24 protein-coding genes are annotated in these 25,977 nt (G+C 63.5%); 7 read left to right on the top strand and 17 right to left on the bottom strand.

Features of this window, described 5'->3' with window-relative positions; genetic code table 11:
* Positions 1–199 precede the first annotated feature (199 nt).
* Complete coding sequence (locus tag ACT6VE_RS21555; protein WP_444800487.1) at positions 200–1,270, top strand: threonine aldolase family protein; 1,071 nt, start codon at positions 200–202, stop codon at positions 1,268–1,270.
* Here ACT6VE_RS21555 and ACT6VE_RS21560 read toward each other — a convergent pair.
* The 13 genes from ACT6VE_RS21560 to ACT6VE_RS21620 all read right to left on the bottom strand — a co-directional run bounded on the left by ACT6VE_RS21560 (position 1,255) and on the right by ACT6VE_RS21620 (position 13,252).
* Positions 1,255–2,301, bottom strand: coding sequence for an AbrB family transcriptional regulator (locus ACT6VE_RS21560; RefSeq protein WP_444800488.1), 1,047 nt, complete (start codon positions 2,299–2,301; stop codon positions 1,255–1,257). The genes ACT6VE_RS21555 and ACT6VE_RS21560 overlap by 16 nt on opposite strands.
* Before the next feature lie 10 nt (positions 2,302–2,311).
* Complete coding sequence (locus ACT6VE_RS21565; protein ID WP_444800489.1) at positions 2,312–2,605, bottom strand: antibiotic biosynthesis monooxygenase family protein; 294 nt, start codon at positions 2,603–2,605, stop codon at positions 2,312–2,314.
* An 11-nt stretch (positions 2,606–2,616) separates the two neighbouring features.
* Entirely contained in the window at positions 2,617–3,024 is a 408-nt protein-coding gene (locus tag ACT6VE_RS21570; protein WP_444800490.1) for a cupin domain-containing protein, read from the bottom strand.
* An 8-nt stretch (positions 3,025–3,032) separates the two neighbouring features.
* Entirely contained in the window at positions 3,033–4,409 is a 1,377-nt protein-coding gene (locus ACT6VE_RS21575) for an NAD-dependent succinate-semialdehyde dehydrogenase (protein WP_444800491.1), read from the bottom strand.
* Positions 4,406–5,191, bottom strand: coding sequence for a TIM barrel protein (locus tag ACT6VE_RS21580; RefSeq protein ID WP_444800492.1), 786 nt, complete (start codon positions 5,189–5,191; stop codon positions 4,406–4,408). The genes ACT6VE_RS21575 and ACT6VE_RS21580 overlap by 4 nt, the downstream gene beginning before the upstream one ends.
* A complete protein-coding gene (locus tag ACT6VE_RS21585; RefSeq protein ID WP_444800493.1) occupies positions 5,191–6,270 on the bottom strand; it encodes an Ldh family oxidoreductase in 1,080 nt (359 codons plus the stop codon). Before ACT6VE_RS21585 ends, ACT6VE_RS21580 begins: the two co-directional genes overlap by 1 nt.
* An 80-nt stretch (positions 6,271–6,350) precedes the next feature.
* The gene (locus ACT6VE_RS21590) at positions 6,351–7,868 is read right to left on the bottom strand and encodes a tripartite tricarboxylate transporter permease (protein ID WP_444800494.1); all 1,518 of its coding nucleotides are present in this window, start codon (positions 7,866–7,868) and stop codon (positions 6,351–6,353) included.
* Between the two features lies 1 nt (position 7,869).
* Positions 7,870–8,343 carry a tripartite tricarboxylate transporter TctB family protein gene (locus tag ACT6VE_RS21595; RefSeq protein ID WP_171902494.1) on the bottom strand — a complete coding sequence of 158 codons (474 nt, stop codon included), beginning with the start codon at positions 8,341–8,343 and terminating at the stop codon, positions 7,870–7,872.
* Positions 8,344–8,373: 30 nt separating this feature from the next.
* Positions 8,374–9,327, bottom strand: coding sequence for a tripartite tricarboxylate transporter substrate binding protein (locus tag ACT6VE_RS21600; protein ID WP_444800495.1), 954 nt, complete (start codon positions 9,325–9,327; stop codon positions 8,374–8,376).
* 219 nt (positions 9,328–9,546) lie between these two features.
* The gene (locus ACT6VE_RS21605) at positions 9,547–9,849 is read right to left on the bottom strand and encodes a DUF4387 family protein (RefSeq protein WP_444800496.1); all 303 of its coding nucleotides are present in this window, start codon (positions 9,847–9,849) and stop codon (positions 9,547–9,549) included.
* A complete protein-coding gene (locus ACT6VE_RS21610; protein ID WP_444800497.1) occupies positions 9,842–11,200 on the bottom strand; it encodes an acyclic terpene utilization AtuA family protein in 1,359 nt (452 codons plus the stop codon). The genes ACT6VE_RS21605 and ACT6VE_RS21610 overlap by 8 nt, the downstream gene beginning before the upstream one ends.
* Positions 11,197–12,117: a GntR family transcriptional regulator gene (locus ACT6VE_RS21615; RefSeq protein WP_444800498.1), complete on the bottom strand. Its 921-nt coding sequence runs from the start codon at positions 12,115–12,117 to the stop codon at positions 11,197–11,199. Before ACT6VE_RS21615 ends, ACT6VE_RS21610 begins: the two co-directional genes overlap by 4 nt.
* Positions 12,118–12,172: 55 nt before the next feature.
* Positions 12,173–13,252 (bottom strand): isocitrate/isopropylmalate dehydrogenase family protein, encoded by a 1,080-nt coding sequence (locus ACT6VE_RS21620; RefSeq protein ID WP_444800499.1) that lies wholly within the window; start codon positions 13,250–13,252, stop codon positions 12,173–12,175.
* A 152-nt stretch (positions 13,253–13,404) separates the two neighbouring features.
* Between ACT6VE_RS21620 and ACT6VE_RS21625 the strand changes: the two genes are divergently transcribed.
* On the top strand, positions 13,405–14,271 hold the full coding sequence (locus tag ACT6VE_RS21625; RefSeq protein ID WP_444800500.1) for a GntR family transcriptional regulator: 867 nt from the start codon (positions 13,405–13,407) through the stop codon (positions 14,269–14,271).
* Between the two features lie 75 nt (positions 14,272–14,346).
* Here ACT6VE_RS21625 and cueR read toward each other — a convergent pair whose 3' ends face one another.
* Both cueR and ACT6VE_RS21635 read right to left on the bottom strand, forming a co-directional pair.
* Positions 14,347–14,796, bottom strand: coding sequence for a Cu(I)-responsive transcriptional regulator (cueR, locus tag ACT6VE_RS21630; RefSeq protein WP_444800501.1), 450 nt, complete (start codon positions 14,794–14,796; stop codon positions 14,347–14,349).
* Between the two features lie 61 nt (positions 14,797–14,857).
* Positions 14,858–17,365, bottom strand: coding sequence for a heavy metal translocating P-type ATPase (locus ACT6VE_RS21635; protein WP_444800502.1), 2,508 nt, complete (start codon positions 17,363–17,365; stop codon positions 14,858–14,860).
* Between the two features lie 161 nt (positions 17,366–17,526).
* Here ACT6VE_RS21635 and ACT6VE_RS21640 point away from each other — a divergent pair, with 161 nt between their 5' ends.
* From ACT6VE_RS21640 to ACT6VE_RS21650, 3 genes are all read left to right on the top strand, one after another.
* A complete protein-coding gene (locus ACT6VE_RS21640) occupies positions 17,527–17,721 on the top strand; it encodes a heavy-metal-associated domain-containing protein (RefSeq protein WP_444800503.1) in 195 nt (64 codons plus the stop codon).
* Between the two features lie 107 nt (positions 17,722–17,828).
* Positions 17,829–18,128 carry a CopM family metallochaperone gene (gene copM / locus ACT6VE_RS21645; RefSeq protein WP_444800584.1) on the top strand — a complete coding sequence of 100 codons (300 nt, stop codon included), beginning with the start codon at positions 17,829–17,831 and terminating at the stop codon, positions 18,126–18,128.
* A 66-nt stretch (positions 18,129–18,194) separates the two neighbouring features.
* The gene (locus tag ACT6VE_RS21650) at positions 18,195–19,736 is read left to right on the top strand and encodes a multicopper oxidase family protein (protein WP_444800504.1); all 1,542 of its coding nucleotides are present in this window, start codon (positions 18,195–18,197) and stop codon (positions 19,734–19,736) included.
* A 100-nt stretch (positions 19,737–19,836) separates the two neighbouring features.
* On the opposite strand, the gene ACT6VE_RS21655 is transcribed toward ACT6VE_RS21650, so the two are convergent.
* Positions 19,837–20,862 carry a 2Fe-2S iron-sulfur cluster-binding protein gene (locus ACT6VE_RS21655; protein WP_444800505.1) on the bottom strand — a complete coding sequence of 342 codons (1,026 nt, stop codon included), beginning with the start codon at positions 20,860–20,862 and terminating at the stop codon, positions 19,837–19,839.
* A gap of 10 nt (positions 20,863–20,872) precedes the next feature.
* On the bottom strand, positions 20,873–21,166 hold the full coding sequence (locus ACT6VE_RS21660; protein ID WP_444800506.1) for a glutaredoxin family protein: 294 nt from the start codon (positions 21,164–21,166) through the stop codon (positions 20,873–20,875).
* A gap of 340 nt (positions 21,167–21,506) precedes the next feature.
* Here ACT6VE_RS21660 and ACT6VE_RS21665 point away from each other — a divergent pair, with 340 nt between their 5' ends.
* Complete coding sequence (locus ACT6VE_RS21665) at positions 21,507–22,760, top strand: efflux RND transporter periplasmic adaptor subunit (RefSeq protein ID WP_444800507.1); 1,254 nt, start codon at positions 21,507–21,509, stop codon at positions 22,758–22,760.
* On the top strand, positions 22,757–25,966 hold the full coding sequence (locus tag ACT6VE_RS21670) for an efflux RND transporter permease subunit (protein WP_444800508.1): 3,210 nt from the start codon (positions 22,757–22,759) through the stop codon (positions 25,964–25,966). Before ACT6VE_RS21665 ends, ACT6VE_RS21670 begins: the two co-directional genes overlap by 4 nt.
* The last annotated feature ends 11 nt before the right edge of the window (positions 25,967–25,977 follow it).

Raw genomic sequence — 25,977 nt, forward strand, 5'->3', positions numbered from 1 at the left:
TGGCCCCGTGGCTTATGGCGTTTCGCACCAGACCGTGCGGCTATGGGCAGAAATGCTCAGTCGCCATTTCACCCGTGAAAGCGATTTTCGATCCGGGCCTGTTGACTTTGCGCCGCCGGTTCCGTTGCCTCGCATATCCGGGTAAGACCCGGTATTCTTTCGCAATTGCATTCCAGCAGCACGTTTCAGGGACCCATTCATGCCAGAGCACCCTCGCCTTATCGACCTGAGCGCCGACACCGCGACGCGGCCGTCCGAGGCCATGCGCCTGGCCATCTGCGCCGCGCCGGTGGGCGACGAGCAGCGGGGCGAGGACCCGACGACGCTGGCGCTGGAGGAGCGTGTCGCCAATCTTCTTGGGCAACAAAAGGCCTTGTTCCTGCCTTCCGGCACCATGGCGAACCAGATCGCCTTTCTCGTGCACTGCCGGCCGGGGGACGAGATCGTCTGTGCGGAGAACGCACATGTTTTCGGGTCCGAAGGGGCGGGAGCCGCGGTGCTTGCCGGCGCGCAGTTCCGGCCGATCGATACCGCCACCGGCATCTTTACCGTCGCGGACGTCGCAAGCCGCCTGCGGGCGCCGCGCCACCGCTCGCCACGCAGCCGGGTCATCTCTATCGAGCAGACCACCAATCGGGGTGGCGGCCGGATATGGTCGGAAGATGCGATTCACGCTTTGAAGGGGCTGGCCGTGGAAAACGGGCTCGCGCTGCATATGGATGGGGCACGGTTGCTGAATGCGGCGGTGGCCACGGGCCTGCCGGCAGCGCGCTTCGCAGCGCCCTGCGACAGCGTCTGGATCGATCTGTCCAAAGGATTGGGGTGCCCGGTCGGCGCGGTGCTGGCGGGATCCACCGGGTTTATCGAGGAGGCGTTGATCTGGAAGCACCGTTTGGGCGGGGCGATGCGGCAGTCCGGCATCCTTGCTGCAGCGGGTCTCTACGCGCTGGATCACAATATCGAGCGACTGGCGGAGGATCATGACAATGCCCGGCGCCTTGCGGCAATCCTCGCAGCGGTGCCCGGACTTCAAGTGCAGCCGGAGGGCGCTGTCACCAACATTCTCTTTCTCGACCTCGTGGGGACGGGTGTTTCGGCAAGCGCGCTGGCGGAAGCGCTTGCGGGCGAGGCGATCCGCGTCAATGTCGAAGGGCAGCACCGCATCCGCATGGTCACCCACCTCGATGTCTCGGCCGACGACGTGGAGGCCGCTGGACGGGCAATCGTCGCGGCGCTGGCGCGCTTGCGGCCCGATCAATCGGGCGGCTGAGCCCGCCGCAGAAAGCGGAAGAGCACCGGCGCACCGAGAATGACCACGAGGATGCGGGTCAAGTGGTGCACGACGACGAAGCTGAGGTCTGCGCCGGAAACGAGCGCCAGCATCGACATTTCCGCCTGGCCGCCGGGGATGAAGGATAGAAAGCCTTCGACGGGCGGGGCAAGGCCGGTCAGCGTCACCAGTTCCGTTACCGCGCCCGCAAGCGCCGCCAGGATCACCACGAAGGCGGCCCCACCAGCGACCGTGTCACGCAGCTCCCGCATGGTGACGCCGACATAGCTGACGCCGATGCCCATGCCGATGAGGAACTGCGCAGCCAGAAGCGCCTCGCGCGGCGGGCGCAGATGCAGGATACCGGCGAGCGACAGGACGGCCGAAACGAGCAGCGGCCCGAGGATCGCCGCCCCGAAAAGGCCGATCCGCTCGCCGCCCTTCCAGCCAACGAGGGCCGCGACGGCCATGATCATGAGTTCCGACACCGGCAGGTCGGAGGCCGGCGGACCGATCGGATGGGTGAGGCCGACGCCGTAGATGTTGACGAGGATGATCGGCGCGACGACCATGATGACCATCAGCCGCGTGACATGCACCAGCGACAATTGCCGGACATTCGCCCCCGCCTCCTGCCCGAAGATCGTCATGTCGGCCGCCCCGCCCGGCATGGCGGCATAGAAGGCCGTCACGGGATCGAAGCCGCAGACGCGCCGGAAGAAGGGCACGCCGATCAGGCCGATCACCACGATATAGAGGGGAACCAGCGCCACGGAAGCCAGCATCGAGGGAAGCTCGGCCACAAGTGCTGGCGTGACCGATGTTCCGATCGCCACGCCGAGCACCGAACGCGCCGCGATTGAAACCTGCCCCAGGCCCGTAAGCGGCGCGCCACAGAGTGCGACCACGAGCGACGCCACCATCGGACCGAACAGGTACGGCAAAGGCAGATCCAGCAACAGGAAGATGGCCACGCCGCCTGCCGAAATCAGGACAGTCATGCCGCGTCGCAGGAGCAGTGAGTGTTTCATGCGCCGCCCGTCACAAGTCTATTGCCGTCGAGTGGGTCACGACCGGCGGGCCGGCGAAATAGGGCGAGGCCAGTGCCCGCCATTTCTGAAACCCTTCCGAGGCGCGGAAGGTGACCGTGTGATCCTCGATCCGGCGCCATTTCACCAGAAGCCGATAGGTATCCGGCGTTTCGATAATTCGGTGCAGCGCCAGATCAAGGCAACCTTCCGCCGCGAGAAAATAGGGTCGCGCCGCCGCGACGGCCGCCTCGAATCCTGCCGGGTCGTTCACCGTAATCTCGGCGACCTCCATGACGGGGGACATGGAACCCTCCCTCATTTCGGCGCGTGGCCGTGTTCGGCGTCGATGGAGCGGCTTTCGCCGGTGGAGACCATGGTGCGGGTGGCATCGACCGTGGCGTAGGTCCAGAAGATGCGCATCGGCTTGTCAGTGGCGTTGATGAAGCGGTGCGGCACGTTGGCGGGGATCCACGTCGTGTCGTTGGTGCCGAGGTGATGTTGCACACCATCGATCTCGGCGATGGCCTCCCCCTCGATCACCATGACGCTTTCCTCGCAATTGTGGAAATGCACGCCGATGGCGGCGCCCGGGTCGAAGGCGGTAATGCCGTTGATCATGCTGGTCGAGCCGCAGCGGCGGGTGACGAGCGGCGTGGTGCGCGCACCGCCACCGCGATCATTGGTCTTCAGTTCGTGCGGGCGCAGGATGGCAGGTTCGGACATTTGAGACCTCACTTGGCTGGACCGATCCAGACAGTCTTGATGTTGACGAATTCGCGGATGCCGTAGACGCCGAGCTCGCGCCCATAGCCGGAGCGCTTTATGCCGCCGAAGGGATAACGTGGGTCGGAGGCGGTCATGCCGTTGATGAAGACGGCACCGGCATCGATGCGGGAGGCGAGCTTGCGGCCGCGGGCGGTATCGCCCGTCCACAGCGCGGCGCCGAGGCCGTATTCGCTGTCATTGGCCATGGCCACGGCCTCGTCGGCATCCTTCGCCCGGATGATGGCGGCGACCGGGCCAAAGGTTTCCTCGCGGAAGGCCGTCATGCCGGGCTTGACGTGGTCGAGCACGGTGGGTGGATAGTAGAAGCCGTCGCCCTCGATCGGCTGACCGCCGAGCTTCAGCTCCGCGCCCTCGGCCAGCGACCGCTCGACCTGCTCGTGCAGGCTGGTGCGCAGGTTTTCGCGGGCCATCGGGCCGATCTTCGTGTCGCGGTCCATCGGATCGCCGATTTTCAGCGCGGCGGCCTTTTCGACGAAAAGCGCGGTGAAGCGCTCGGCGGCCGCCTCTTCGACGATGAAGCGCTTGGCGTTGACGCAGGACTGGCCGACATTGACGTAGCGCGCCTTGACGGCGGTCTCCGCCGCAGCCTCCAGATCGGCATCCGCAAGCACGATGAACGGATCGGAGCCGCCGAGTTCCAGCACCTGCTTCTTCAGTGCCTTGCCCGCCTGCGATGCGACGATGGCGCCGACCTCGGTCGAGCCGGTCAGCGTGACGGCCGCGATCCGCGCGTCGGCGATGAGACCGGCGACCTTGGATGTGTCGATAATAAGCGTCGCCGTCAACCCTGCGGGAGCACCGGCCGCTTCCATCACCTCCTGCACGGCCAGCGCGCATTCCGGCACGTTGTTGGCATGTTTGAGGATCGCACCATTGCCGGCGGCGAGCGCCGGGGCGGCGAAGCGGAAATACTGCCAGAACGGATAGTTCCACGGCATGATCGCCAGCACGACACCGAGCGGTTCGAAGGCGACGACGCTCTCCGTGGCATTGGAGGGCACTGGCTCATCGGCGAGATAGAGCGGCGCATGTTCGGCGTAGAAATCGCAGTTATAGGCGCATTTTTCGATTTCGGCCTCGGCCTCGGCGAGCGGCTTGCCCATTTCACGCACGATCATTTCGCCATATCGCGCCTTGCCGGCGCGCAGTACCGCCGCCATGCGGGTGAGCAGAGCCACCCTTTCGCCGACGGGCACCAGCCGCCAGGCACGCTGCGCCTGGCTGGCGGCTTCCAGAGCGGCTTCGATAGCGGAATCGTCCTGCAGTTCGAAGCTGCGAATGGGGCGTCCGGTGGCGGGATTGACGGAAGTGATCGCGGTCATGGAAGAACCTTTTCGGAAAGGAGCCGCTTCCAGCCCGGCAGGAACGCTGCGCTGGTCGATGTTGCGGCGGACGGGACATATTCAAAGCCGACCGCGCCTGCGTAACCCGCCGCCGCCAAGGCGGAGAGAATGCGGTCGAAGGGCAATGTGCCGGTTCCCGGCTCATGGCGGCCGGGGTGGTCGGCAATGTGGACATGGCCGATACGGCGGGCATTCTGCGCCGCCCAGAGGACGGGGTCCTCGCCAAGCGTGGCGGCGTGGTAGGTATCGAAAAGAAGGTCGAAGCGGCCGTGGAACTGATCCTGCAATTCCGCCGCGAGGGAAAGGCTCCCCATGTAGTAGCCCGGAATGGTGATCGCCTCGACGAGGACGCGCACACCGCTCCCCTCCACCCGGTTCAAAGCCCAGGAGAGGTTGAAACGATAGGTCTCGCCGGCGTCCAGCACGCCGCCCTTCGGCACGCCCGCCATGGGATGAACGAAGGGGCAGCCGATGGCTTGCGCGTAATCGAGCGCCCGGTCGAAGCCGGCGCGGAACTCCGCCTCGCGGCCCAACAGGGCGGCAAGGCCCTTTTCTCCTTTTGCCGCATCGCCCATGCCGGAGGTGACCTGCGAGAAGGTAAGGCCGAGATCGGCAAGGCGGGCTCGCATATCGGCGGCGGGCACGGCCCAGGGCTCGGGATGCTCGATCGCGGTAAAGCCATCGCGTGCGGCTGCGGCCGGCCGCGCGGCGAGCGGCAGTTCGGTATAGAGATAGCCGATATGAGCGGAGAGGCGGTTCATCAGGCCGTCCCGAATGGCGCTGCGCGGCCTTCGGGGAAAGCGACCCCGGCGCCCGCGCCTTCGGCAGCAAGGTCCGCGACGACATTGTCTGTGACCGGGATGCCGGTGCGGCGGCGCTCGTCCTCGCGGCGCTGTTCCGGCTCGCCCGGCATCATGATTTCGTCCACACCCGCCGCGCGCGGAAGAACCTTTATGCGCTCGTAGAACTCATCCATGCGCGCAGCAAAATCGCTCATCGAGAGAAAGAGGTCGGGCTTGATGGCGAAGAACAGGTGGCCGACATTCTGTGGTTCGGAATGGTCGAAATAGAGGCTTTTCACGTCGCCGCCGAAATTCGCGCCGGTCAGCACGCCGGACATCAGGTCCATCAACGTCGCCAGCACGGAACCTTTGACGCCGCCGAAGGGCAGGCAGACGCCCTCGAAGGCCTTGGCGGCATCGGTGGTGGGGTTGCCGTCGATATCAAGCGCCAGCCCCTCGGCAATGGGATCGCCCTTCATCGCGGCCAGCCGGATTTTTCCGCGCGCAATCACCGTCATCGCCATGTCCATGACATAGGGCGGGTGTTTTCCGCCCGGAATGCCGGCGGCAATGGGGCTTGCGCCGAGGAAGGTCGTGCGCCCGCCCCACATCGGAATGGCGGGCGAGGAATTGGTGAAGATCATCGAGATGAAGCCGCGCTCGATGGCGCGCAGCGCATAACAGGCCCCCATGCCAAAATGGGTGGAGCGGTTGACGCCGGCAAGGCCGATGCCCATCTCGCCGGCAATGTCGCAAGCGGCGTTCATGGCGATGTTCGAGGCGATGAAGCCCATGCCATTGTCGCCATCGACTGCGGCGACGGCGCCCGCGACCTTCGTCACCTTGACGTCGGGACGTGGATTGACGAGGCCGCGCTTCAGTCGCTCCAGATACATCGGGATGCGACTGACACCGTGGCTGTCGACGCCGCGCAGGTTCGCCTTGACGAGATCGCCGGCGATCAGTGCCGCATCCGCCTCGCTCATGCCCACCGAAAGAAACATGGCGGTGGCGTAGCTGGTTAGCTCTTCGGCTCGGAAATAAAGCGTTTCGGCCATTTTGGGCTCCCTGAGGGTTGTGTTTTCCCGCCCGGCCGCACGGGGTGCGGCCGGTCAGGCATCAGGATGGATGGGCGGCGTCAGACGCCGGCGGTTTCGTCGGGCATGTTGATCTTGCGTGTGCGCCGCCAGTGCAGCAACGCCGGCACGATCAGGATCAGCGCCGAGACGGCGACCAGTACAGCCGAGAGCGGGGTGGAGACGAAGACCATCGGATCCCCCTGCCCTACGGCGAGCGCCCGACGCATCTGCACTTCCGCCATCGGCCCGAGGATGAGGCCGATCAGCACGGGCGCGATCGGAAAATCGTAGACGCGCATCGTGTAGCCGAGCAGGCCGACGCCGAACATCATGGCAAGATCCACCCAGGAATTCGACACGCCCCAGATGCCGACCAGCGAGAAGATCAGGATGCCGGCATAGAGATAGGGACGCGGGATGAACAGGAGCCGCACCCACAGCCCCGCCAGCGGCAGGTTGAGGATGAGCAGCATCAGATTGCCGACATAGAGCGAGGCAATGAGGCCCCAGACGAGGTCGGCCGAATTGATGAACAGCATCGGCCCCGGCTGCAGGCCGTAGTTCTGGAAGGCGGCGAGCAGGATCGCGGCAGTGGCCGAGGTCGGCAGACCGAGCGTCAGCAGCGGCACCAGCACCCCGGCGGCGGCAGCATTGTTCGCAGCCTCCGGGCCCGCCACGCCCTCGATGGCGCCGTGGCCGAATTCTTCAGGGTGCTTGGTCAGGTTGCGCTCGACCGTATAGGACAGGAAGGTCGGGATTTCCGCGCCGCCGGCCGGCAGTGCACCGATGGGAAAGCCGAAAAGCGTGCCGCGCAGCCATGGCTTCCAGGAGCGCTTCCAGTCTTCCTTCGTCATCCAGATGCCGCCGGCCAGCGGATTGAGGTTTGGCTTTTGCAGGCCGAAGCGGCTGGCGACGTAGAGCGTCTCGCCGATGGCGAACAGCGAGACGAGCACGACCGTCATCTCGACGCCGTCCATCAGGTCCGGCACGCCGAAGGTCAACCGCTGCAGGCCGGTCTGTTTGTCGATGCCGACCACGCCGAGCGACAGGCCGAGGAACAGCGCGATGAAGCCGCGCACCTTGGAGGTTCCCATCACCACCGAGACGGACAGGAAGGCAAGCAGCATCAGGGCGAAATAGTCCTGCGGCTTGAAGATGAAGGCAAGTTCGGCGATCGGCGGCGCGAGGAAGGTAATGCCCAGCGTGCCGATCGTGCCGGCAACAAAGGAGCCGATGGCCGCGGTGCAGAGCGCGGCTGCGCCGCGGCCATTCCGGGCCATCTTGTTGCCCTCGAGCGCGGTCATCATCGATCCGCTCTCGCCGGGCGTGTTGAGCAGGATCGAGGTCGTGGAACCGCCATACATGGCGCCGTAGAAAATGCCGGCGAACATGATGAAGGCTGCCGTCGGTTCGATATAGACGGTGACGGGCAGGAGCAGCGCGATGGTCAGCGCCGGCCCGATGCCGGGCAGCACGCCGATAGCAGTTCCGAGGAACGTGCCGACGAAGCACCATAGGAGGTTCTGCGGCTGCAGCGCGACGGAAAAACCGTTCATCAAGCCGGTAATCGCGTCCATTCTACACCCCCATCATCGGAAGAAGACCGCCGAGCTGGACACCCAGCTTGCGGAAGAGCCACCAGCACAACAGCGCAAAGCCGAGGCCGATAACGATATCCAGATGCCAGCGGCGCGATTTGAACGCCGCCGCGATCAGCACGAAACAGCCGGTGCAGGTGACGACGAAGCCAAGCGGCTTCATCGTCAGCATCGGCAAGGCACAGGCCAAAGCGACGAGACCAAGCGCCTTGTAGGAGACGTGGTGGTCCTCGCTCACATCCTCGGCGCTCTGCTCCTCGAACGAAACGCCCCGGCGGATCTGCAGCGCCAGCATCAAGCCCAGCAGGACCAACCCGAACCCGACGGCCGAGGGCATGAAGCCCGGGCCGACATGAGCGTACTGGTCGAACTGGGGCAATTCCGCGGCCTTCCAGAGAACGACGGCTCCCCAGCCGACCGTTGCCGCCGCAATCCAATAGGGGCGTTCCGTCATGTCAGACATCCTTTCGAGACGCGCGGCGCGTTACTTGACGAGGCCGGATTCTTTCAGGATTGCACCGATACGGACCTTTTCGTCGTTGAGGAACGTGACGAAATCATCGCCTGAAAGGTAGGCATCTTCCCAGCCCTGCTTGGCGAGAATGTCCTTCCAGGCAGCGCTGTCATGCATCTTGGCGAAGCGGTCCAGCCACATCTTGCGGCCGTCTGCCGACATGTCCGGCGCACCGACGAGACCGCGCCAGTTGCCGACAACGACGTTGAGGCCAGCTTCCTTCAGGCTCGGCGCATCGACACCCTCGACGCGGCCCTCGGAGGTGACGGCGATGATGCGGATACGGCCGGCATCGGCCATCGGCTTGAATTCCGAGACGCCCGACACGGCAACCGTCACGGCGCCGCCGCCGAGCGCGGTCACGGCTTCCGCGCCGCTGTCATAGGGGATGTAGTTCAGCTTGGCCGGTTCCAGGCCGCTTTCCTTGGCGATCAACGCCATCACGATATGGTCCACGCCGCCGGCCGAGCCGCCGCCGATCGACACCGCGCCGAGGTCTGCCTTCATCGCCTTGACGAGATCGTCGACGGTCTTGATCGGCGAATCAGTCGCCACTGCGACAACGCCCGTATCGTTGGTGAGGCGCACCAGCGGCGTCACGTCGTCCAGCGTGACAGGCGAGGAATTGAGCAGGATGCCCCCCACCATGATGACGCCCATCGACATGACGGCATTGTCGTTGCCGCGGTTGGCACCGACGAATTCTGCAAGGCCGATCGTGCCGCCGGCACCGCCCTTGTTGGTGTAGGTCGCACCGTCGGCGAAGATGCCTTCCTTCGACATGGCTTCGAACGGCAGGCGCGCCATGGCGTCATAACCGCCGCCAGCGCCACCCGGCGCCATGACCACTGCCGGATCGGCAAGGGCCGGCGCTGCGGCCGAAAGCGAAAACGCCAATGCTGCGGCAAAAACTGCTTTTATCATAATTTCCTCCCAAAAAGTCCGGGCCGAAAGCCCTGGTGCTGCCGGTCCGGCAACACAGACACCGGCCTCCTTGCCGTTGTCTTAATGAGATACTTACGACAATATAGCCCTTTGCGCAACACCCTTGTTACCGGCTACAGCGAAGAGGAAACCACAAAAAACGCCCCCCCCTGCACCAAGGCAGGGGGCGGTGCAAAACCAAGGCTTGCGGCAGAACGGTCAATCTATCTGCAGCTCCTCCAGAAGGCAGGCCCATCCTGCCCCATGCATGTCGCGGTCGGCCCGCGTGCCCTGCACGACGGGCCGCGGCACGGAGAACTTCACCACATTCAGTGCGGGGATGTCGAAGCGCTTGAGCAATTGCTGCTCGACGCCGAAGAGCCGCGCCACGGTGGCGTCCTTCAACCCCTCGCGCACCCGCGCGTAGGTCGTCGGATCGTCGCAGAAGACATCGACCGTCAGCCAGAACGGCCCGGCATTCTTGGAGCGTACCTTGCTGACGAGGCTTCCCAGTTCAGGCATGTCCCACCTCATGGGTTTCGAGCACGAAGGCCGACAGCGGATCGTCCAGTTCCATCACATGGTTGAGGCAGAACTCGTAAAGCGCGCCACGCTGCATTTCGGCGGGTGAAAACGGAAAGGCGAAGGTCGGCATCGGCTCGTCCTCGGTCAGGGGATGGTGCAGGAGATAGGGATTGAGGATTTTTCCGGCCTCGGCCGCCTGTTCTGCGGTCGGGCAGGTCAGGATGCCCAGAATGCCCACCTCGACCGGCACGTCGCGGCGGTTTTCCAGCGCGCCGAGCGTCGCATCCATGCCGATCAGCCGGATCTCGACGTTGAAGGTATCGGCGGCAAGGCCCATGCGGGCGATGATCTTGTCGCGCACCTTCGCCTCGATATCCGCCGCCCATTCGCGGACATGCTGGACATAGCGGCGCTCGCGCACGACGGCGAGGCCGACGGTCTGGTAGCCGACGACGCGCGCGCCCTCAAGCTTCACCGTGTAGCGGCCCGGCACCCATTTCGAGCCCTCGACGCGCACCCGACGGCCATCGAGCGCTTCGTAGTCGGACCGCGTCACGTCGAGATGACCGCCCGGCTCGTGCAGGATGAAGGGGTCGGAGTTTTCGTAGAGCATGTGGGCCGAAACGGTATAGGGCGTGGCGGCGGCATCCGCAGCCATCGGCTCGATGGTAAAGCCCGTGGCATCGAAATCGATCTGGATCACGCCGGAATTAGGCTGCGTGGTGGCCAGCGCACCGCATTCGCCGACCTTGGCGCCATGCCAGGCGGCCCCGGCATGATCGCCGCGCACGACTGGAAGGGCGGCGATGATCGCCGTATCGGTGGTGCGCCCGGCGATCACGATATCCGCCCCGGTGGCAAGCGCCGCCGCGACCTGCTCGATGCCCGCGAGCGCGACGATGTTGGTGCAGTCGTCGACGATGGCCTCGCAGATGTCAGGCGCGGCCGGCAAGGCGTGCAGGCGACCGCCGCCAAGCGCTGCCTTCACCCGCTCCTTCGGCTGGCCGGACTTCAGCGTCGCGACCTTGACCTTCATGCCCTCTTCGAGGGCGATCTCGCGGGTGATGTCGAACAACCAGTCCACCGCTGCATCGGCGCCGCAGGTGCCGGCCGTGCCGATGACCAGTGGCACCCCGGCCTTCGCCCGCGCCTGCATCAACTCGCGCCATTCCACCTTGGTCGAAGCGCGGGAATATTTCGAAACGCCCCGCCCGAGATAGGACGGGCCGCTATCCGTCGAGCCGCCGTCGATGGCGATGATATCGGGACGGTTGGCCACGCCGCGCTCCAGCGCCTCGCGGTCATAACCCAATCCCAACGCCCCTGCGGGTACGAGAACGCGTGTCATGTGTCACCTCCTTGGTTCGGCTCGCTAGCGGAGCCACCGGAAAACATTTCGGCGCGGGCCTTGCGGAGCTTGGCCTTGCCGAGATGCTCCTGCATCAGGCTTGCCGCCCTGTCGAAATCGCTGGCATCCAGCGCATCCAGGATGGCAAGGTGTTCGGCATTCTGGCCCCGTACCTGCGCCGCGTTCAGCGTCTGCCGGTATTCGATCAGGCGCCGAAGCTGGTTGAGTTTCTGTACGGTGGTCAGCAGGAACCTGTTGCCGGACAAGGTCGCCAGCCCCTCGTGAAAGGCCGAGTTCGCCTCGAACAGCTCCATCTGGCTGAGGCGCTCCCACCCCCCGTCGGCAATGATTTCCTGCCGTCGGCGCAGATCTGCAAGCACGACCGGGTCGGACCGGAATTCCGGCGAGCGTATGCCGTGCACCTCGATCACCTGGCGCAGATCATAACATTCGCGATAGGCCTCGACGGAATCGATCAGCACGGCGAATGTCCAGCCCCTGCCCTCGTTGCGCTCGATCCAGCCCTCGCCGGAAATGCGGGTCAGGATGCGCCGCAGGGCCAGCCGCGACGCGCCGTAACGCCGCATCAAGTCCGTCTCGCTGACCCTGTCAGGCAGGCGGCGCGACAGGCGGTCGTCGGCGATGCGCAGGTAGGTCGCCTCGTCCGACGTGTCATCGGCGGCCGGCAACTGATCGGCGGCGACGCGGTGAGGGTCGAGCAGATAGAAGCCCTTGTTCGGCACCCGCTCCACGATGCCCTGATCGGCCAACAGCCCGAGCGCCGAGCGAATCGGCGGACGCGAGGTGCCGAACAGGGTCTGGAGGCTGGCTTCCGTCAGATGCTGTCCCTGTTCCATGGCCGATGTCCTGATGTGGCGGACGATCTTGTCCGCCAGCGAGCGATGAAGTTCGTTCATTTTCAACCCCGGAATGGTATTAAGCGCATATATACGACAATCCGGAATCAAGCAATTATCGTGGGTGCCGCTCCCCAAGCGAGACCGCACCGGCGATGCGGGTTGCGAACGCGGCGGTTCCGAGCGGACCGGCGAGGTCAGCGGTACGGCCGGCCGGGTCAGCCAGCGCCGCCTCCACCGCGGCTTCGATCCCCCGGGCGGCGCTGGCGAAATGCGGCGCGGCGTGACGCTCGGCCAACCAGTCCAGCAGCATCGCGGTAGAGAGGATCAGCGAGGTCGGGTTCGCTTTATCCAGACCGGCGATATCCGGCGCGGATCCGTGCTGGGCCTGCGCCACGCAGATATCGTCGCCCTGGTTGAGCGAACCACCAAGGCCAAGACTGCCAGACAGTTCGGACGCCTCATCCGACAGGATATCGCCGAACATGTTGGTCGTGACGAGGACATCGAACCGGTCGGGCTGGCGTATCAGAAGCGCCGCCGTGGCATCGACGATCAATTCCTCCAGAACCACATCCGGGAAGGCCGTTGCCACCTTGCGCACTTCGCGCAAGAAAAGCCCGTCCGAGAGTTTTAGCACATTGGCCTTGTGCACCGCCGTCACCTTGCGCCGCCGCGTCGTCGCCAACCGGAACGCCGCCTCGGCTATCCGTCGGCAGGCCGCCGCCGAAATCTTGCGCACGGACAAAGCAAGGTCCGGATCCGGCATGAACTCGCCGCTGCCCGCAAACATGTTCCGGTCGGAATAAAACCCTTCGGTGTTTTCCCGCACGATCACGAGATCCATCGGCTTCTTCAGGATCGACAGATCCGGGCGCGAACGACAGGGGCGGATATTGGCATAGAGGTTGAATTTGGTCCGCAGTCCCCCGGACGGATTGATGCCGCCCTTTTCAATCGGCGGATATTCGTAATGCGAAACCGGGCCGAGGATAACACCCTCGACCTGTGGAATGCGCTGCAGGATCGGGTCCGGCAAGGTCGTGCCATGCTCCGCCAGCGCCTTCAGGCCGATATCTGCGCTTTCGATCCGCAGCCCAAGACCATACCGCCGGTCGGCAGCCTCAAGAACTTCAATGGTCGCTGCAGTGATTTCAGGACCGATCCCGTCGCCTGGCAGGGCCAATATGCGCACTTGCAACCCTCCTCGATCGAGCCAACACTCATGGTGTTTTGAAATTACAAAATCCCACTAATCCGAATCCTGGCACTATGCAAGCACAAAAAACCACAGCTTGGCGAACCACGCAAAAAATGCGAGAAGACCTCAGCCACGAAGGAGCGGACATGACCCAGATCGCCAGCACCCTAGCCCAGCAGATCGCCCGGCTTGTGCATGCAGAGCGGCTGGCACCCGGCGACGCACTGACCGAGCGCAGCCTTGCCGAACGCTTCCTCGTCTCGCGCTCGCCGATCCGCACGGCGCTGCGCGAGTTGCAACGCGCGGGCGTGCTGTCGCCGGCTGAAAGAGGTGGCTTCGAGGTCGCAGACCCGGAGGCGGCGGAGGCTTTTGCCGCAAGCGAGTCGGGCTCCGACGGCAGCGAGGAGACGTATCTGGCGATCGCCCGCGACCGACTGGCCGGAGCGATCCCCGACAGGATCAGCGAAAATGAACTGCTGCGCCGCTACGGCGTCACGCGCCCTCGCCTGCAGGCCCTCCTCCGGCGCATGTCGGAAGAAGGCTGGGCCGAGCGCCTGCCGGGGCATGGCTGGCGGTTTCTGCCGGTCCTGACCTCGATGGAGACCTATCGGCAGAGCTACAGCTTCCGCCAGGCGATCGAGCCCGCCGCTATCCTGGAGCCGGGCTTCATACTGGACAGGCCTGTCCTCGAGCGGCACCTTGAGCAGCAGCGCCATCTGGTGGCCGGCGGGATCCTCGAAATCTCCGCCGTCCGGCTGTTCGAAATCAACAGCGAAATGCACGAGGCCATTGCCGAATGCAGCCGCAACGCCTTCTTCATCGAGAGCCTGCGCCGCGTCGATCGGCTTCGCCGGCTCATCGAATATCAGCAGAAGGTCGACCGCGAACTCGCCCGCGCCCGCTGCATCGAGCATGTCCGCATTCTGGAACTTCTGTTCGACGGAAAAAACGCGGACGCCGCCGAGGAGATGAGAAAGCACCTGCGTGCTCTGGGTCCCCTGAAGGCGCCGTGATGCCGGTGTTCGCCGGGGCGCGCGCGCCGGCCAAGATGGCGATCGTTGTCGCGCGCAGGCGCCCGGACGGGTGCGTCATTGCACCGGACGTGCGACCGCGCCGGAGCGAGGCTGGATAACCAGGTCCTCGTCCTCAAGATCGGTTTCGAGACTTTGCAGGATCGGGCAGTGGGGGCGGTGGTCGCCGTGGCAGGCGTTGACGAGCGTCGTGAGCGTGTGGGCCATGTCCTGCAGACCCTTGATCTTCTTTTGCAGTTCATCGATGTGGCCCTGCGCCAGACGCTTGACCTCGACGCTCTGCCGGGTCTCGTCACGCCACAGGCCAAGAAGATCGCTGATCTCGGCAACCGAAAAACCGAGATCGCGCGCACGGCGGATGAAGCGCAGCATGTGGACGTCGGTGTTCGAATAGTCGCGATAGCCGGACGACGTTCGGTCAGCGGCGGGAATGAGGCCGGTCTGCTCGTAGTAGCGGATCATCTTGGCCGAAACGCCCGAGGCTTTTGATGCCTGTCCAATGTTCATCAATATTCTCCGTAAAATGGCGCGCAGCCAACCCGGATGTCGGGTCGGCTGCTGCGGTTTGTCAGTTCGCCAGCTTGATCGTCCGCAACCGCAGCGCATTGCCGAGTACGAAGACGCTGGACAGGGCCATGGCGCCCGCGGCAAAGACCGGCGAGAGCAAGACGCCGTAGGCCGGATAGAGAAGGCCGGTCGCGACCGGAATCAGGGCCGTGTTGTAGGCAAACGCCCAGAACAGGTTCTGCCGGATATTGCCGATGGTCGCCTTTGACAGAGCAATCGCGTTCGGCACGCCCTGCAGACTGCCCGACATCAGGACCACGTCCGCAGCCTCGATTGCGATGTCCGTACCAGTGCCGATGGCAAGACCGACATCCGCCTCCGCAAGCGCCGGGGCATCGTTGATGCCGTCGCCGACGAAGGCGACCTTGCCGTACTTGACCCTGAGGCGACGAACCGCATCGACCTTGCCGTCCGGCAGCACTTCCGCCACCACCTCGTCGATCCCCAGCCTGGCTGCTATGGCCTTGGCCGTACGGGCATTGTCGCCGGTAATCATCGCGACCTTGAGGCCGAGATCGTGCAGGGCCTTGATTGCCGCATGCGTGGCGGCCTTGATCGGATCGGCGACCGCGATGATCGCCGCGAGCTTTCCGTCGATCGCGGCATAGAGGGGCGACTTGCCCTCGTCACCGAGACGGGCGGCGACCTCGGAGAACGTTGCGACATCATGGCCGAGCTCGTTCATGTAGCGGTCTGCGCCGATTTCAACGCGCTTGCCTTCGACCATGGCCTTGACGCCGAAGCCCGTCACCGATTCGAAGTCCGACACGACCGGCAGCGCGATGCCTTCACTGGCAGCCGCCTCCACAATTGCACTGGCAATCGGGTGCTCCGACTTGGCCTCGACAGCGGCGACAAGACTGAGGACGGTCGATCGGCTGAAGCCGGCGGCCAGTTCCAGGTCGGTCAGGGTCGGCTTGCCCTCGGTCAGGGTGCCCGTCTTGTCGAGCGCCACGACCTTCGCGTCTTTCAGCAACTGGAGCGCTTCCCCCTTGCGGAAGAGCACGCCGAGTTCCGCGCCGCGGCCGGTGCCCACCATGATGGAGGTCGGCGTCGCCAGACCCATGGCGCATGGGCAGGCGATGATCAGGACGGCGACGGCATTGACCAGCGCAAACGTTAGCGCGGGTGACGGGCCGAAGGTGAGCCACGCCGCGAAGGTCAGCGCCGCGACGGCGAAGACGGCCGGTACGAACCACATGGTGACCTTGTCGACCAACGCCTGGATCGGCAGCTTGGAGCCCTGCGCCTCTTCGACCATGCGGATGATCTGCGAAAGCACCGTATTGCCGCCGACCGCGGTCGCACGAAACGCAAACGCGCACTTCTGGTTGACCGTGCCGCCGACGACCGCGCTACCCAGTGTCTTGGAAACCGGAATAGGTTCGCCGGTAATCATCGACTCGTCGACATAGCTTGTGCCTTCCACCACCTCGCCATCGACGGGCAGGCGTTCGCCGGGACGAACTTCAACGATATCGCCGGAAACGACCGAGCCGATCGGCAGGTCGACCACCTTGCCGCCCCTGCGCACGCGCGCCGTCTTGGCTTGAAGGCCTGCCAGGCGCTTGATCGCTTCGGATGTCCGGCCCTTGGCGCGGGCCTCGAGCAGGCGGCCGAGCAGAATGAGCGCGACGATGACTGCGGCGGCCTCATAATAGACGTTGATCGTTCCGGGCGGCAGGAAACCGGGGGCGAAGGTCGCGACCAGCGAATAGCCGTAGGCTGCGAGCGTACCGACGGCCACAAGCGAGTTCATGTCAGGAGCAAGACGCCAGAGCGCCGGGAGCCCCTTGTCATAGAAACGAACGCCCGGAACGAAGAGGACGAGCGTTGTCAGCGCGAACTGGATGTACCAGTTCCACTGCATGCCGATCGTGGACTCGATGAGGCCATGCACGCCCGGAATGACGTGCGATCCCATCTCCAGAAGAAAGACCGGCGCGGTGAGCACCGCCGCGATGGTGAAATCGCGGGCCAGTTCACGGCGCTCCGCATCCTTCTTCACCGCTCGCTCGGCGTTCTCGTCTTCATCGCCATCGGCGGCGGCGGCCGCACCGATCAGCTTTGCCTCATAACCGGCGTCCTCGATCACCGCGATCAGAGTCGCGACCGCGGCCTCTCCGTGGACTGTCGCGCGCTCCGTCGCCAGATTGACGACCGCCCCCGTTACGCCGGGAACCGCCTTCAGGGCACGCTCGACACGGCCGACGCAGGATGCGCAGGTCATGCCGTCAATCGATAGCTCCGTGGGGCCGGGCGAACCTGCCGATTTCGCCGGCACGGAATAGCCGGCGTTTTCGATGGCTTCGATGAGCTTGGCGCGGTCGACTGTCGATCTGGTCGTGATGCTCGCACGCTCCGTCGCCAGGTTGACCGATGCGGTCTCGACCCCCGGGACGGTCTTCAGGGCCCTTTCGACACGCCCGACGCAGGACGCGCACGTCATGCCCTCGATGGGGAGCGATATCGTTCCGGTTAAGTCTGTTGCGCGAACGGGGGCATTCATAGCCGCCTCCTTTTCTCGTTCCGAAATTCAGGTTCGGACAGAAGATGGGGCTTCCAACCATGGGAAGGTCAATAGCAAACTTTTCCTTTCGGCGCCACTTGACCTTCCCATGGTTGGAAGCCCCAGCTTGAGTATCTGAGACCCAACCAAGGAGAACTCTCATGAAGCTCACAATCGAAAACATGACCTGCGGCGGCTGCGCCAAATCCGTCACCCGGGCGATCCAGTCGGTCGATCCCAACGCGAAGGTCGAGACCAGTCCCGCCATACGCAGCGTCGAGATCGAGACGACCGCTACCCTGGCCGCAGTTCAACAGGTTCTCGAAGAGGCCGGTTATCCGGCAACCGCGGGCTGAGCTGGAGCGATATCATGCACAAGCTCACCCCGATCTTTATCGCAGGTGCGCTCGCCATCAGCGGTGGCCTCGCGATCGCCCAGAGTCAGATGAACAAGGACAATCCAATGCAAGGTTACGATATGTCGGGCCACACGATGCCGGTTCCCGACACTCCCTCGACGGTGGCGTTCGCCAGCGCCAATGACCGCATGCACAAGGACATGATGGTCGAGTTCACCGGTGATGCCGACATCGACTTCATGCGCGGCATGATCCCGCACCATCAGGGTGCTGTCGACATGGCGAAAGTCGTGCTTGAGCATGGCAAGGACCCGCTGGTGCGCAAACTCGCCGAAGAGGTGATCAAGGCGCAGGAAAGCGAGATCGCCATGATGAAAACCTGGCTCGCCGCCCGTGGCCGCTAACAATCCGGAGGGCGGCTCTCAGGGGCCGCCTTTGGCGAAATCCACGCGACCAAGAGGAAGACGATCATGCATCGACGGACTTTTCTGGCGAGCCTTGCGGGTCTCGTCGCTGCCGGGCCTGCCACAGCCCAGATGAAGTACGATATGGGCGGCATGAACGGCCACGGCGGTCACAACATGCCCAAGACGGCCACCAACCCGATTTTGCCGGAAGGGCAGCCGCTCAGGGCGTTGCCACGCCTGTCCAACCAATCGGCCGTGCCCGGCGTATTCAAGGCAAAACTGGCCGCAGAACCAGGTTTCGTAAGGTTCGCTGACGGGCTCGATACGCCTGTGCTTCTCTACAACGGCACCAATCCCGTGATCGAGGCGAGTGAGGGCGACACAGTCGAGATCAGCTTTGAGAACAGGATTCCAGGCGAACCCACGACGATCCATTGGCATGGCATGCCGGTTCCGGCCGATCAGGACGGCAATCCAACGGACCCCGTAGCCTCGGGCGAAGAGCGCATCTATGCGTTCGAACTGCCGGAAGGCAGTGCGGCGTCCTACTGGTTTCATCCCCACCCCCATGGGCTGACCGCCGAGCAGGTCTATCGCGGGCTCGCCGGCATCTTTCTGGTCAAACCGAAGAACGACCCCATCCCGCCGGACTATGGCGACACGGTTCTTATGCTCACCGATCTCCGGATCGCCGCCGACGGGACGATGCCGGAAAGCACGATGGCCGACCTGATGAACGGTCGCGTCGGCGATCACGTGCTCGTCAATGGGCAGAAGAACCCGGCAATGGCTGTTGCGCGCGGCGAAAAACGCCGCATACGTCTCTACAACGCGACGAATGCGCGGTTCCTGCGCCTCGCGTTCGAGAATGCCAGCATGACCGTCATCGGAACGGACGGCGGCCTGATCGAGGCACCCGTCGCCGTCAACGAACTGTTGCTCACGCCGGCCGAACGCGTTGAATTGATCGTTTCCTTCGACAAGCCGGGCGAAGCCAAGCTCACGACGCTCGACTACGAGCGTGGATGGATGGGGCCGGGCAAACCGAACGAGGCCGGCATGATCCTGCTGACGGCAAACGTATCAGAAGAGGCAACGGCCGCAATGCCGCCCCTGCCAGCAAAGCTACGCACCATCGAACCTCTCGGGACCCCGGCTGTCACGCGCCGGTTCGTGCTGACGGAATCGATGGGCGGAATGGACCATGGCAGCATGACAATGAGCGGCATGGATCACTCCAGCATGTCCTTGTCGTCCGACAGCATGGGGATGAAGTTCCTGATCAACGGTGCCAGCTTCGACATGAACCGGATAGACGAAGTCTCGAAAGTCGGACAAGTCGAGCTTTGGGAAATCGTCAACGAGGCGGATATGGATCATCCGTTCCATGTGCATGGGACGCAGTTTCAGATCACGGAACATGAGAAGGATGGGAAGGTCTCCATGCCATCCTATCGAGCGTGGAAGGATACCGTGAACATCACGGCCGGTGAGACGGTGCGGATCCTGCTGCGCCAGGATTTGCCGGGACCGCGCATGTATCACTGCCACATCCTCGAGCACGAACAGCTCGGCATGATGGGCACGATCGACATCCAGGCCTAGTCTGGATCAGCACACGAAACAAAGGTCCGCCGCGAGGATGTTCGCGGCGGACCTTTGTCATTAGCGGGCGAGCGAGGGGGCCTCATCGTCAGCGGCAGCATCATTCGACAGCCGGCGCCGGCAAATCCTCCAGGGTAAAGAACACGTCGGCGTGCATGTCTTGCCTGCGCAATCCGCGCGCAAATACCATCTCCATGGCCGCGTCCACCATCGGCGGTGGGCCGGCAGCATAGGCTTTCCAGTCGGCAAGGCTGGAGAGATCCTCCGCCACAGCCTGCGTCACGACACCGCTCCGATATTGTTTTCGCTGCGCCTGCGACAGCACGGGCACGAAGGTGAGATTGAAATGCCGCTTGGCGAGAGCCTGGAAATGCTCGACAAGATAGAGATCACGCTCGGCCCGGACGCCGAAATAGACATGGATCTGCTGCTTCATCCCGTAAGTGAGAGCAGTTTCCACGATGGACTTGATCGGCGCCAGCCCGGAGCCGCCGGCAATGCACAGGATCGAGCCGGAATGCTGCTGGCGTAGGCCGGAAGAGCCCAAGGGGAGTGTGAATCTTGCCCTGTCACCGACCTTCAATGTGCCATGCACATGCTCCGAGGTAGTCCCTCCCGGAACACGACGAATATGGAATTCGAGACCGTCGTCGCCGTACATATTGGCCATTGAATAGCTGCGGGCCGGAACGCCATTGAACTCGACCTGCGCATACTGCCCTGCTGTGAACTGCAAAGGAATTCCGCCCCCGGGTGCAATCCGAACCAGTTTGATGTCGTGGGTGAGGTCATCAAGGAAGGTCACGATGCCCTCTACATGTTTTGGCGCCTGAATGGTGTCGTCTTCGCTGCCTAGCCAAGCCACGGCTGCATCCGTCCGGGGCAACGCCCGGCATGCCAGGATAAGACCGTCGGCTTTCTCTTCATCGGTCAGGGCGAAGCGCGAATGCTGAAGCAGGTCCACCTCCCCCTCGATCAACCGGGACTTGCAGGAGCCGCAGCGCCCGGACTTGCAGCCATGAGGGTAGGGAATGCCGGCGGCGAGTGCCGTATCGAGTATGGTCTGCCCATTCTGGACTTCAAGGCGGGCTCGAGCCTGCCGGATGTCAATTCGTTTGGCTGTCACGTCCGATCCCTCACATGCCTTGCGTCTGTCCGAGCACCTTCGACAGGCCCGGCTTCTGGCTCTGGAACGTGCCGTAGAAGATTTCCGAACCGACGATGGTGATCGGTGCCACCCGCACACCCGTTCGCGCCTTTGCCTCCTCCGCGATCCGAGGGTCGGTGAGATCGCGTTCTTCGTAAGCTAGCCCCCGCTCGGAGAGCCAGCGCTTGAGTGCATGACAGTCCGGACAGGTCGGGGTCGTGTAGATAAGAATGTGCGGGGCGCTGGTTTCCGTCATGGTCTCGACTTTCTCTGAATCCGACATGGTTTTGCTCACGACCGGGTGCCCAGAGAGCGGCCGGGTAGAGAAGCATTGCCGTCAGGGTGCTGCTTCCAGCCGTTGCAAGGTCAAGGCGGTTGTTGGACAGAAATGTACTTTTTCGAACATGGAAGCCTGCGGCCTTGCTGCCCGGAGCAATGAGCCAAAACGTGCAACACGGAGGCGTTACCCACCTAGAAGCTGCGAATGATGAGCCAGATGTGCCGAGCGCCATTTCGGAAAATAAGGGCCTTGACCTTCCCGTCGTTGGAAACCTCACCTTCATCAAAATTGACTGCTGCCGTCTCCTGAAAGCCTGGAACGGCCCGTATGAAGGTGAAAGAAAATGAACAAGAAAGCCGCCGCCCTGCTGTTGGCTGGCGTCACCGTTGCCAGTGGCACTTTTGTCTATCGCAACGAAGTGGAGCCCCATGCGAGCCGCCTTCTCGCGCTGGTATCGTCGACCGCCGTGTCAGAAGCGGCTGCCCAGTCGGAAGAAGCACCCGGACCACAGGTGCCCGTCGCCGAGGTCGTCACGCGCAAGGTGGCGCTGCCGGTGGAGTTTACAGGTTATCTCGAAGCGACCAGGTTCGTCGAACTGCGCCCACGTGTCGGCGGTGCAATCGACGCAGTCAGTGTTCCCGAAGGGGGGCTCGTAGAATCAGGCAAGCTTCTGTTCCAAATCGACCCCAGGCCCTTCCAGGTCGCCCTGGATGCCGCCAAGGCGCAGTTGCAGCAGGCGAAGGCACTGCTTGATCAGGCCGAGATCGATTTCAACCGCGCCGAAATGCTGGCGCGCAATGGCAGTGTATCGCGCAAGACCTTTGACGACGCGCAAACTGCTCGCCGTCAGCGGCAGGCACAGGCTGAGATCGCGAAGACGGCTGTGGCGTCCGCCGAACTCGATCTTTCCTTCACACGCGTCACAGCCCCGATTGGTGGGCGCATCGACCGGATTCTGGTCTCCGAGGGCAACCTTGTCACCGGGGGCAATGCCGGAGCCGCGACACTTCTCACAACGATCGTCTCGACCGATCCCCTCTATGTCTATTTCGACATCGATGAAGCCACCTATCTCGCGTTCATCGCGGATGTGCGCGAGATAGAACGTGGAAAGGCTGCCGACAAGTTGCCGGTGCAGGTGGGGCTGATGACCGATACCGGCTTTCCGCATGAAGGCGCCTTCGATTTTCTCGGCAATCGCGTCGACCGAAGCACGGGAACGATCCGCGCGCGGGCTGTTGTCAAAAACCCTGATGGTCGACTGGCGCCCGGCCTTTTTGCGCGCGTGAACCTCGTTGCGGCCCATCCAGCTCAAACCGTGCTTATCGACGATCAGGCGATCGGTATCGATCAAGGACGCCGTTATGTGCTGGTTCTGGGAGCCGAGGACAAGGCCGAATACCGCCCGGTCGAACTCGGCCCGATGATCGATGGTCTGCGTGTGGTCTCAGCCGGCCTCGATCCGGGTGAGAGGATCATCGTAAAGGGGCTCGTCCGCCCCGGCATGCAGGTCGTGCCGCAGATGGTTTCCATGCTGGCAGACCAATCCGCCGATGGAGACCGGCCCGCAGCTGAAACGCAGGAGGCGCGTCGATGAATATTCCGCGCTTTTTCGTCGACCGCCCGATCTTTGCGGTCGTTCTGTCTGTCCTGATGCTGATCGCCGGTGGCCTGACACTCCTGAAGCTGCCGTTGAGCGAATATCCCCAGGTCACCCCGCCAACGGTGCAGGTCACCGCAAGTTATCCAGGCGCCAATCCCGAGGTTATTGCCGAAACGGTCGCGGCACCGCTTGAACAGGCGATCAACGGCGTCGAGAACATGCTCTACATGAGTTCTCAGGCCGCGACCGACGGGCGCATGACGCTGACGGTGGCCTTTCAGCAGGGCACCGACCCTGACATGGCGCAGATCCAGGTGCAGAACCGCGTCGCGCGCGCGCTCCCCCGCCTGCCACAGGACGTGCAGCGCATCGGCGTCGTGACGCAGAAGACCTCGCCCGACATTCTGATGGTCGTGCATCTCGTCTCACCTGACGATCGCTACGACCCTCTCTACCTCTCGAATTTCGCCACTTTGCAGGTGCGTGACCAGCTTGCGCGCCTACCGGGTGTGGGTGACGTGTTGGTCTGGGGTGCCGGCGAATACTCGATGCGCATCTGGCTCGACCCGGCCAAGGTGGCGGCGCGCGGCCTGACCGCCTCCGACGTGGTGGCGACAATCCGGGAGCAGAACGTGCAGGTGGCCGCCGGCTCGGTCGGCCAGCAGCCGGATGCTTCGGCGGCGTTCCAAATCACGGTCAACGCCCTCGGCCGGCTTTCGAACGAGGAGCAGTTCGGCGACATCGTCGTCAAGACGGGTGCCGAGGGCCAGGTCACCCGTCTGCGGGATGTTGCCCGCATCGAACTTGGTGCCGATTCCTACGCGCTGCGCAGCCTTCTTGACGGCAAACCGGCGGTGGCGATCCAGATCATCCAGAGCCCCGGCGCCAATGCGCTCGATGTTTCGAGCGCCATTCGCGGCACCATGGAAGACCTACAGAAAGGTTTTCCCGATGGAGTAGAGCATCGCATCGCCTACGACCCTACCGTCTTCGTCAAGGCCTCTCTGGAAGCCGTGGTCATGACACTGCTTGAAGCCATAGCGCTGGTCGTACTGGTGGTCGTACTCTTCCTTCAGACTTGGCGTGCTTCGATCATTCCGCTCGTTGCCGTGCCTGTATCGTTGGTCGGCACATTCGCCCTCATGTACCTGTTCGGCTTCTCACTGAACACGCTGTCGCTTTTCGGGCTCGTGCTCTCGATCGGCATCGTGGTCGATGATGCCATCGTGGTCGTCGAGAACGCGGAACGTCACATTGCGCTCGGCGAAACGCCGAAAGAGGCTGCCCGCAAGGCCATGGACGAAGTGACCGGGCCTATCCTTGCCATTACGTCGGTGCTGTCGGCGGTGTTCATTCCCTCCGCCTTCCTGTCCGGCTTGCAAGGGGAGTTCTACAGGCAGTTCGCCCTCACGATCGCAATCTCGACCATCCTGTCGGCGATCAACTCTCTGACGCTTTCCCCAGCACTCGCGGGCGTGCTCCTGAAACCGCATCATGCCGATGCAAAGCGCGACCGGCTGACGATCGTCATCGACACCGTGTTCGGATGGTTCTTCCGCCTGTTCAATCGCGCCTTCGACAGCGCTTCGAATGCCTATGTCTGGTCGGTACGCCGTGCCGTGAGGCTCAGCACGCTCGTCTTGCTGATCTATGCCGGCCTGGTCGGCATGACGTGGATGGGTTTCCAGACCGTGCCCACCGGGTTCGTACCGGCTCAGGACAAGTATTACCTCGTCGGCGTCGCGCAGCTTCCAACCGGCGCCTCGCTTGATCGCACCGAGGCGGTTGTCAAGAAAATGTCGGAAATCGCGCTTGCCGAACCTGGGGTGGAAAGCGTCGTCGCGTTTCCGGGGCTTTCGGTAAACGGCATGGTCAATATTCCGAATGCCGCCGTCATGTTCACGATGCTCAAGCCGTTTGACGAGCGCAAGGATCCGTCCTTGTCGGCTTTCGCGATTGCAGGCCGCCTGATGGGAAAATTCAGCCAGATACCCGATGGTTTTGCCGGCATCTTCCCACCACCTCCTGTTCCAGGCCTTGGCTCGACCGGCGGATTCAAGATTCAGATCGAGGATCGGGCAGGGCTTGGCTTCGAGGCCCTCGCGCAGGCGCAGGGCGCTCTCATGGGCAAGGCGATGCAAACACCCGAACTGGCTGGCATGCTCGCGAGCTTCCAGGTAAATGCGCCGCAGGTGCAGGTGGACATCGACCGGGTGAAGGCCAAGTCGCAAGGGGTGTCGCTCGACACGATTTTTGAAACCTTGCAGGTCAACCTGGGCTCACTCTACGCGAACGACTTCAATCTGTTCGGCCGCACCTACCGCGTGATGGTTCAGGCCGACGCGCCATTCCGTATGCAGCCAGAAGACATCGGCCGACTGAAGGTGCGTAACGCGGCGGGCGAAATGATCCCGTTGTCGGCCTTGCTGACCATCAAGCACGGTTCGGGGCCGGACCGCGTCATGCACTACAATGGTTTTCCATCGGCCGATATCAGCGGCAGCCCCGCGCCCGGATATTCGTTCGGGCAAGCGACCGCGGCAATGGAACGGATCGCATCGGAAACGTTGCCACCCGGCATGGCCTTCGAGTGGACGGACCTCGCCTATCAGGAGAAGCAAGCCGGCAACGCCGCCATGTACGTCTTCCCCCTGTCTGTGCTGCTCGCCTTTCTGATTCTCGCAGCGCAATACAACAGCTGGTCACTCCCGTTCGCTGTGTTGCTGATCGCTCCGATGGCGTTGCTCTCGGCTATCGCGGGCGTGTGGTTCACTGGAGGCGACAACAACATTTTCACGCAGATCGGGTTTGTTGTTCTCGTCGGCTTGGCTGCCAAGAACGCGATCCTGATCGTGGAGTTCGCCAGAGCGAAGGAAGACGAAGGCGTCGATCCTTTGAACGCCGTTCTCGAAGCAGCCCGGCTTCGCCTGCGGCCAATCCTGATGACCTCCCTCGCTTTCATCGCCGGCGTCGTCCCGCTGATGATCGCGACGGGGGCTGGTGCCGAGATGCGGCATGTCATGGGCATCGCCGTGTTCGCCGGCATGCTTGGCGTCACCCTGTTCGGCCTCGTGCTAACACCCGTGTTCTACGTCTTGGTGCGCCGTATGGCCATCGCCCGCGAGAGGCGGAATACCGTCACAGGAGTCGAATCCTATGCCGGAAAGGAGCAGTCTGTCCGGCCCCCAGCAGCAACCTGACACGAAAAAAA

It is taken from the genome of Shinella sp., from assembly GCF_052438155.1.
Classification (GTDB): domain Bacteria; phylum Pseudomonadota; class Alphaproteobacteria; order Rhizobiales; family Rhizobiaceae; genus Shinella.

Coding starts and splice junctions, on each gene's coding strand:
- ACT6VE_RS21555 (WP_444800487.1), top strand. CDS start 200: ATGCCAGAGCACCCTCGCCTTATCGACCTGAGCGCCGACACCGCGACG.
- ACT6VE_RS21560 (WP_444800488.1), bottom strand. CDS start 2,301: ATGAAACACTCACTGCTCCTGCGACGCGGCATGACTGTCCTGATTTCG.
- ACT6VE_RS21565 (WP_444800489.1), bottom strand. CDS start 2,605: ATGTCCCCCGTCATGGAGGTCGCCGAGATTACGGTGAACGACCCGGCA.
- ACT6VE_RS21570 (WP_444800490.1), bottom strand. CDS start 3,024: ATGTCCGAACCTGCCATCCTGCGCCCGCACGAACTGAAGACCAATGAT.
- ACT6VE_RS21575 (WP_444800491.1), bottom strand. CDS start 4,409: ATGACCGCGATCACTTCCGTCAATCCCGCCACCGGACGCCCCATTCGC.
- ACT6VE_RS21580 (WP_444800492.1), bottom strand. CDS start 5,191: ATGAACCGCCTCTCCGCTCATATCGGCTATCTCTATACCGAACTGCCG.
- ACT6VE_RS21585 (WP_444800493.1), bottom strand. CDS start 6,270: ATGGCCGAAACGCTTTATTTCCGAGCCGAAGAGCTAACCAGCTACGCC.
- ACT6VE_RS21590 (WP_444800494.1), bottom strand. CDS start 7,868: ATGGACGCGATTACCGGCTTGATGAACGGTTTTTCCGTCGCGCTGCAG.
- ACT6VE_RS21595 (WP_171902494.1), bottom strand. CDS start 8,343: ATGACGGAACGCCCCTATTGGATTGCGGCGGCAACGGTCGGCTGGGGA.
- ACT6VE_RS21600 (WP_444800495.1), bottom strand. CDS start 9,327: ATGATAAAAGCAGTTTTTGCCGCAGCATTGGCGTTTTCGCTTTCGGCC.
- ACT6VE_RS21605 (WP_444800496.1), bottom strand. CDS start 9,849: ATGCCTGAACTGGGAAGCCTCGTCAGCAAGGTACGCTCCAAGAATGCC.
- ACT6VE_RS21610 (WP_444800497.1), bottom strand. CDS start 11,200: ATGACACGCGTTCTCGTACCCGCAGGGGCGTTGGGATTGGGTTATGAC.
- ACT6VE_RS21615 (WP_444800498.1), bottom strand. CDS start 12,117: ATGAACGAACTTCATCGCTCGCTGGCGGACAAGATCGTCCGCCACATC.
- ACT6VE_RS21625 (WP_444800500.1), top strand. CDS start 13,405: ATGACCCAGATCGCCAGCACCCTAGCCCAGCAGATCGCCCGGCTTGTG.
- cueR (WP_444800501.1), bottom strand. CDS start 14,796: ATGAACATTGGACAGGCATCAAAAGCCTCGGGCGTTTCGGCCAAGATG.
- ACT6VE_RS21635 (WP_444800502.1), bottom strand. CDS start 17,365: ATGAATGCCCCCGTTCGCGCAACAGACTTAACCGGAACGATATCGCTC.
- ACT6VE_RS21640 (WP_444800503.1), top strand. CDS start 17,527: ATGAAGCTCACAATCGAAAACATGACCTGCGGCGGCTGCGCCAAATCC.
- copM (WP_444800584.1), top strand. CDS start 17,829: ATGCAAGGTTACGATATGTCGGGCCACACGATGCCGGTTCCCGACACT.
- ACT6VE_RS21650 (WP_444800504.1), top strand. CDS start 18,195: ATGCATCGACGGACTTTTCTGGCGAGCCTTGCGGGTCTCGTCGCTGCC.
- ACT6VE_RS21660 (WP_444800506.1), bottom strand. CDS start 21,166: ATGTCGGATTCAGAGAAAGTCGAGACCATGACGGAAACCAGCGCCCCG.
- ACT6VE_RS21665 (WP_444800507.1), top strand. CDS start 21,507: ATGAACAAGAAAGCCGCCGCCCTGCTGTTGGCTGGCGTCACCGTTGCC.
- ACT6VE_RS21670 (WP_444800508.1), top strand. CDS start 22,757: ATGAATATTCCGCGCTTTTTCGTCGACCGCCCGATCTTTGCGGTCGTT.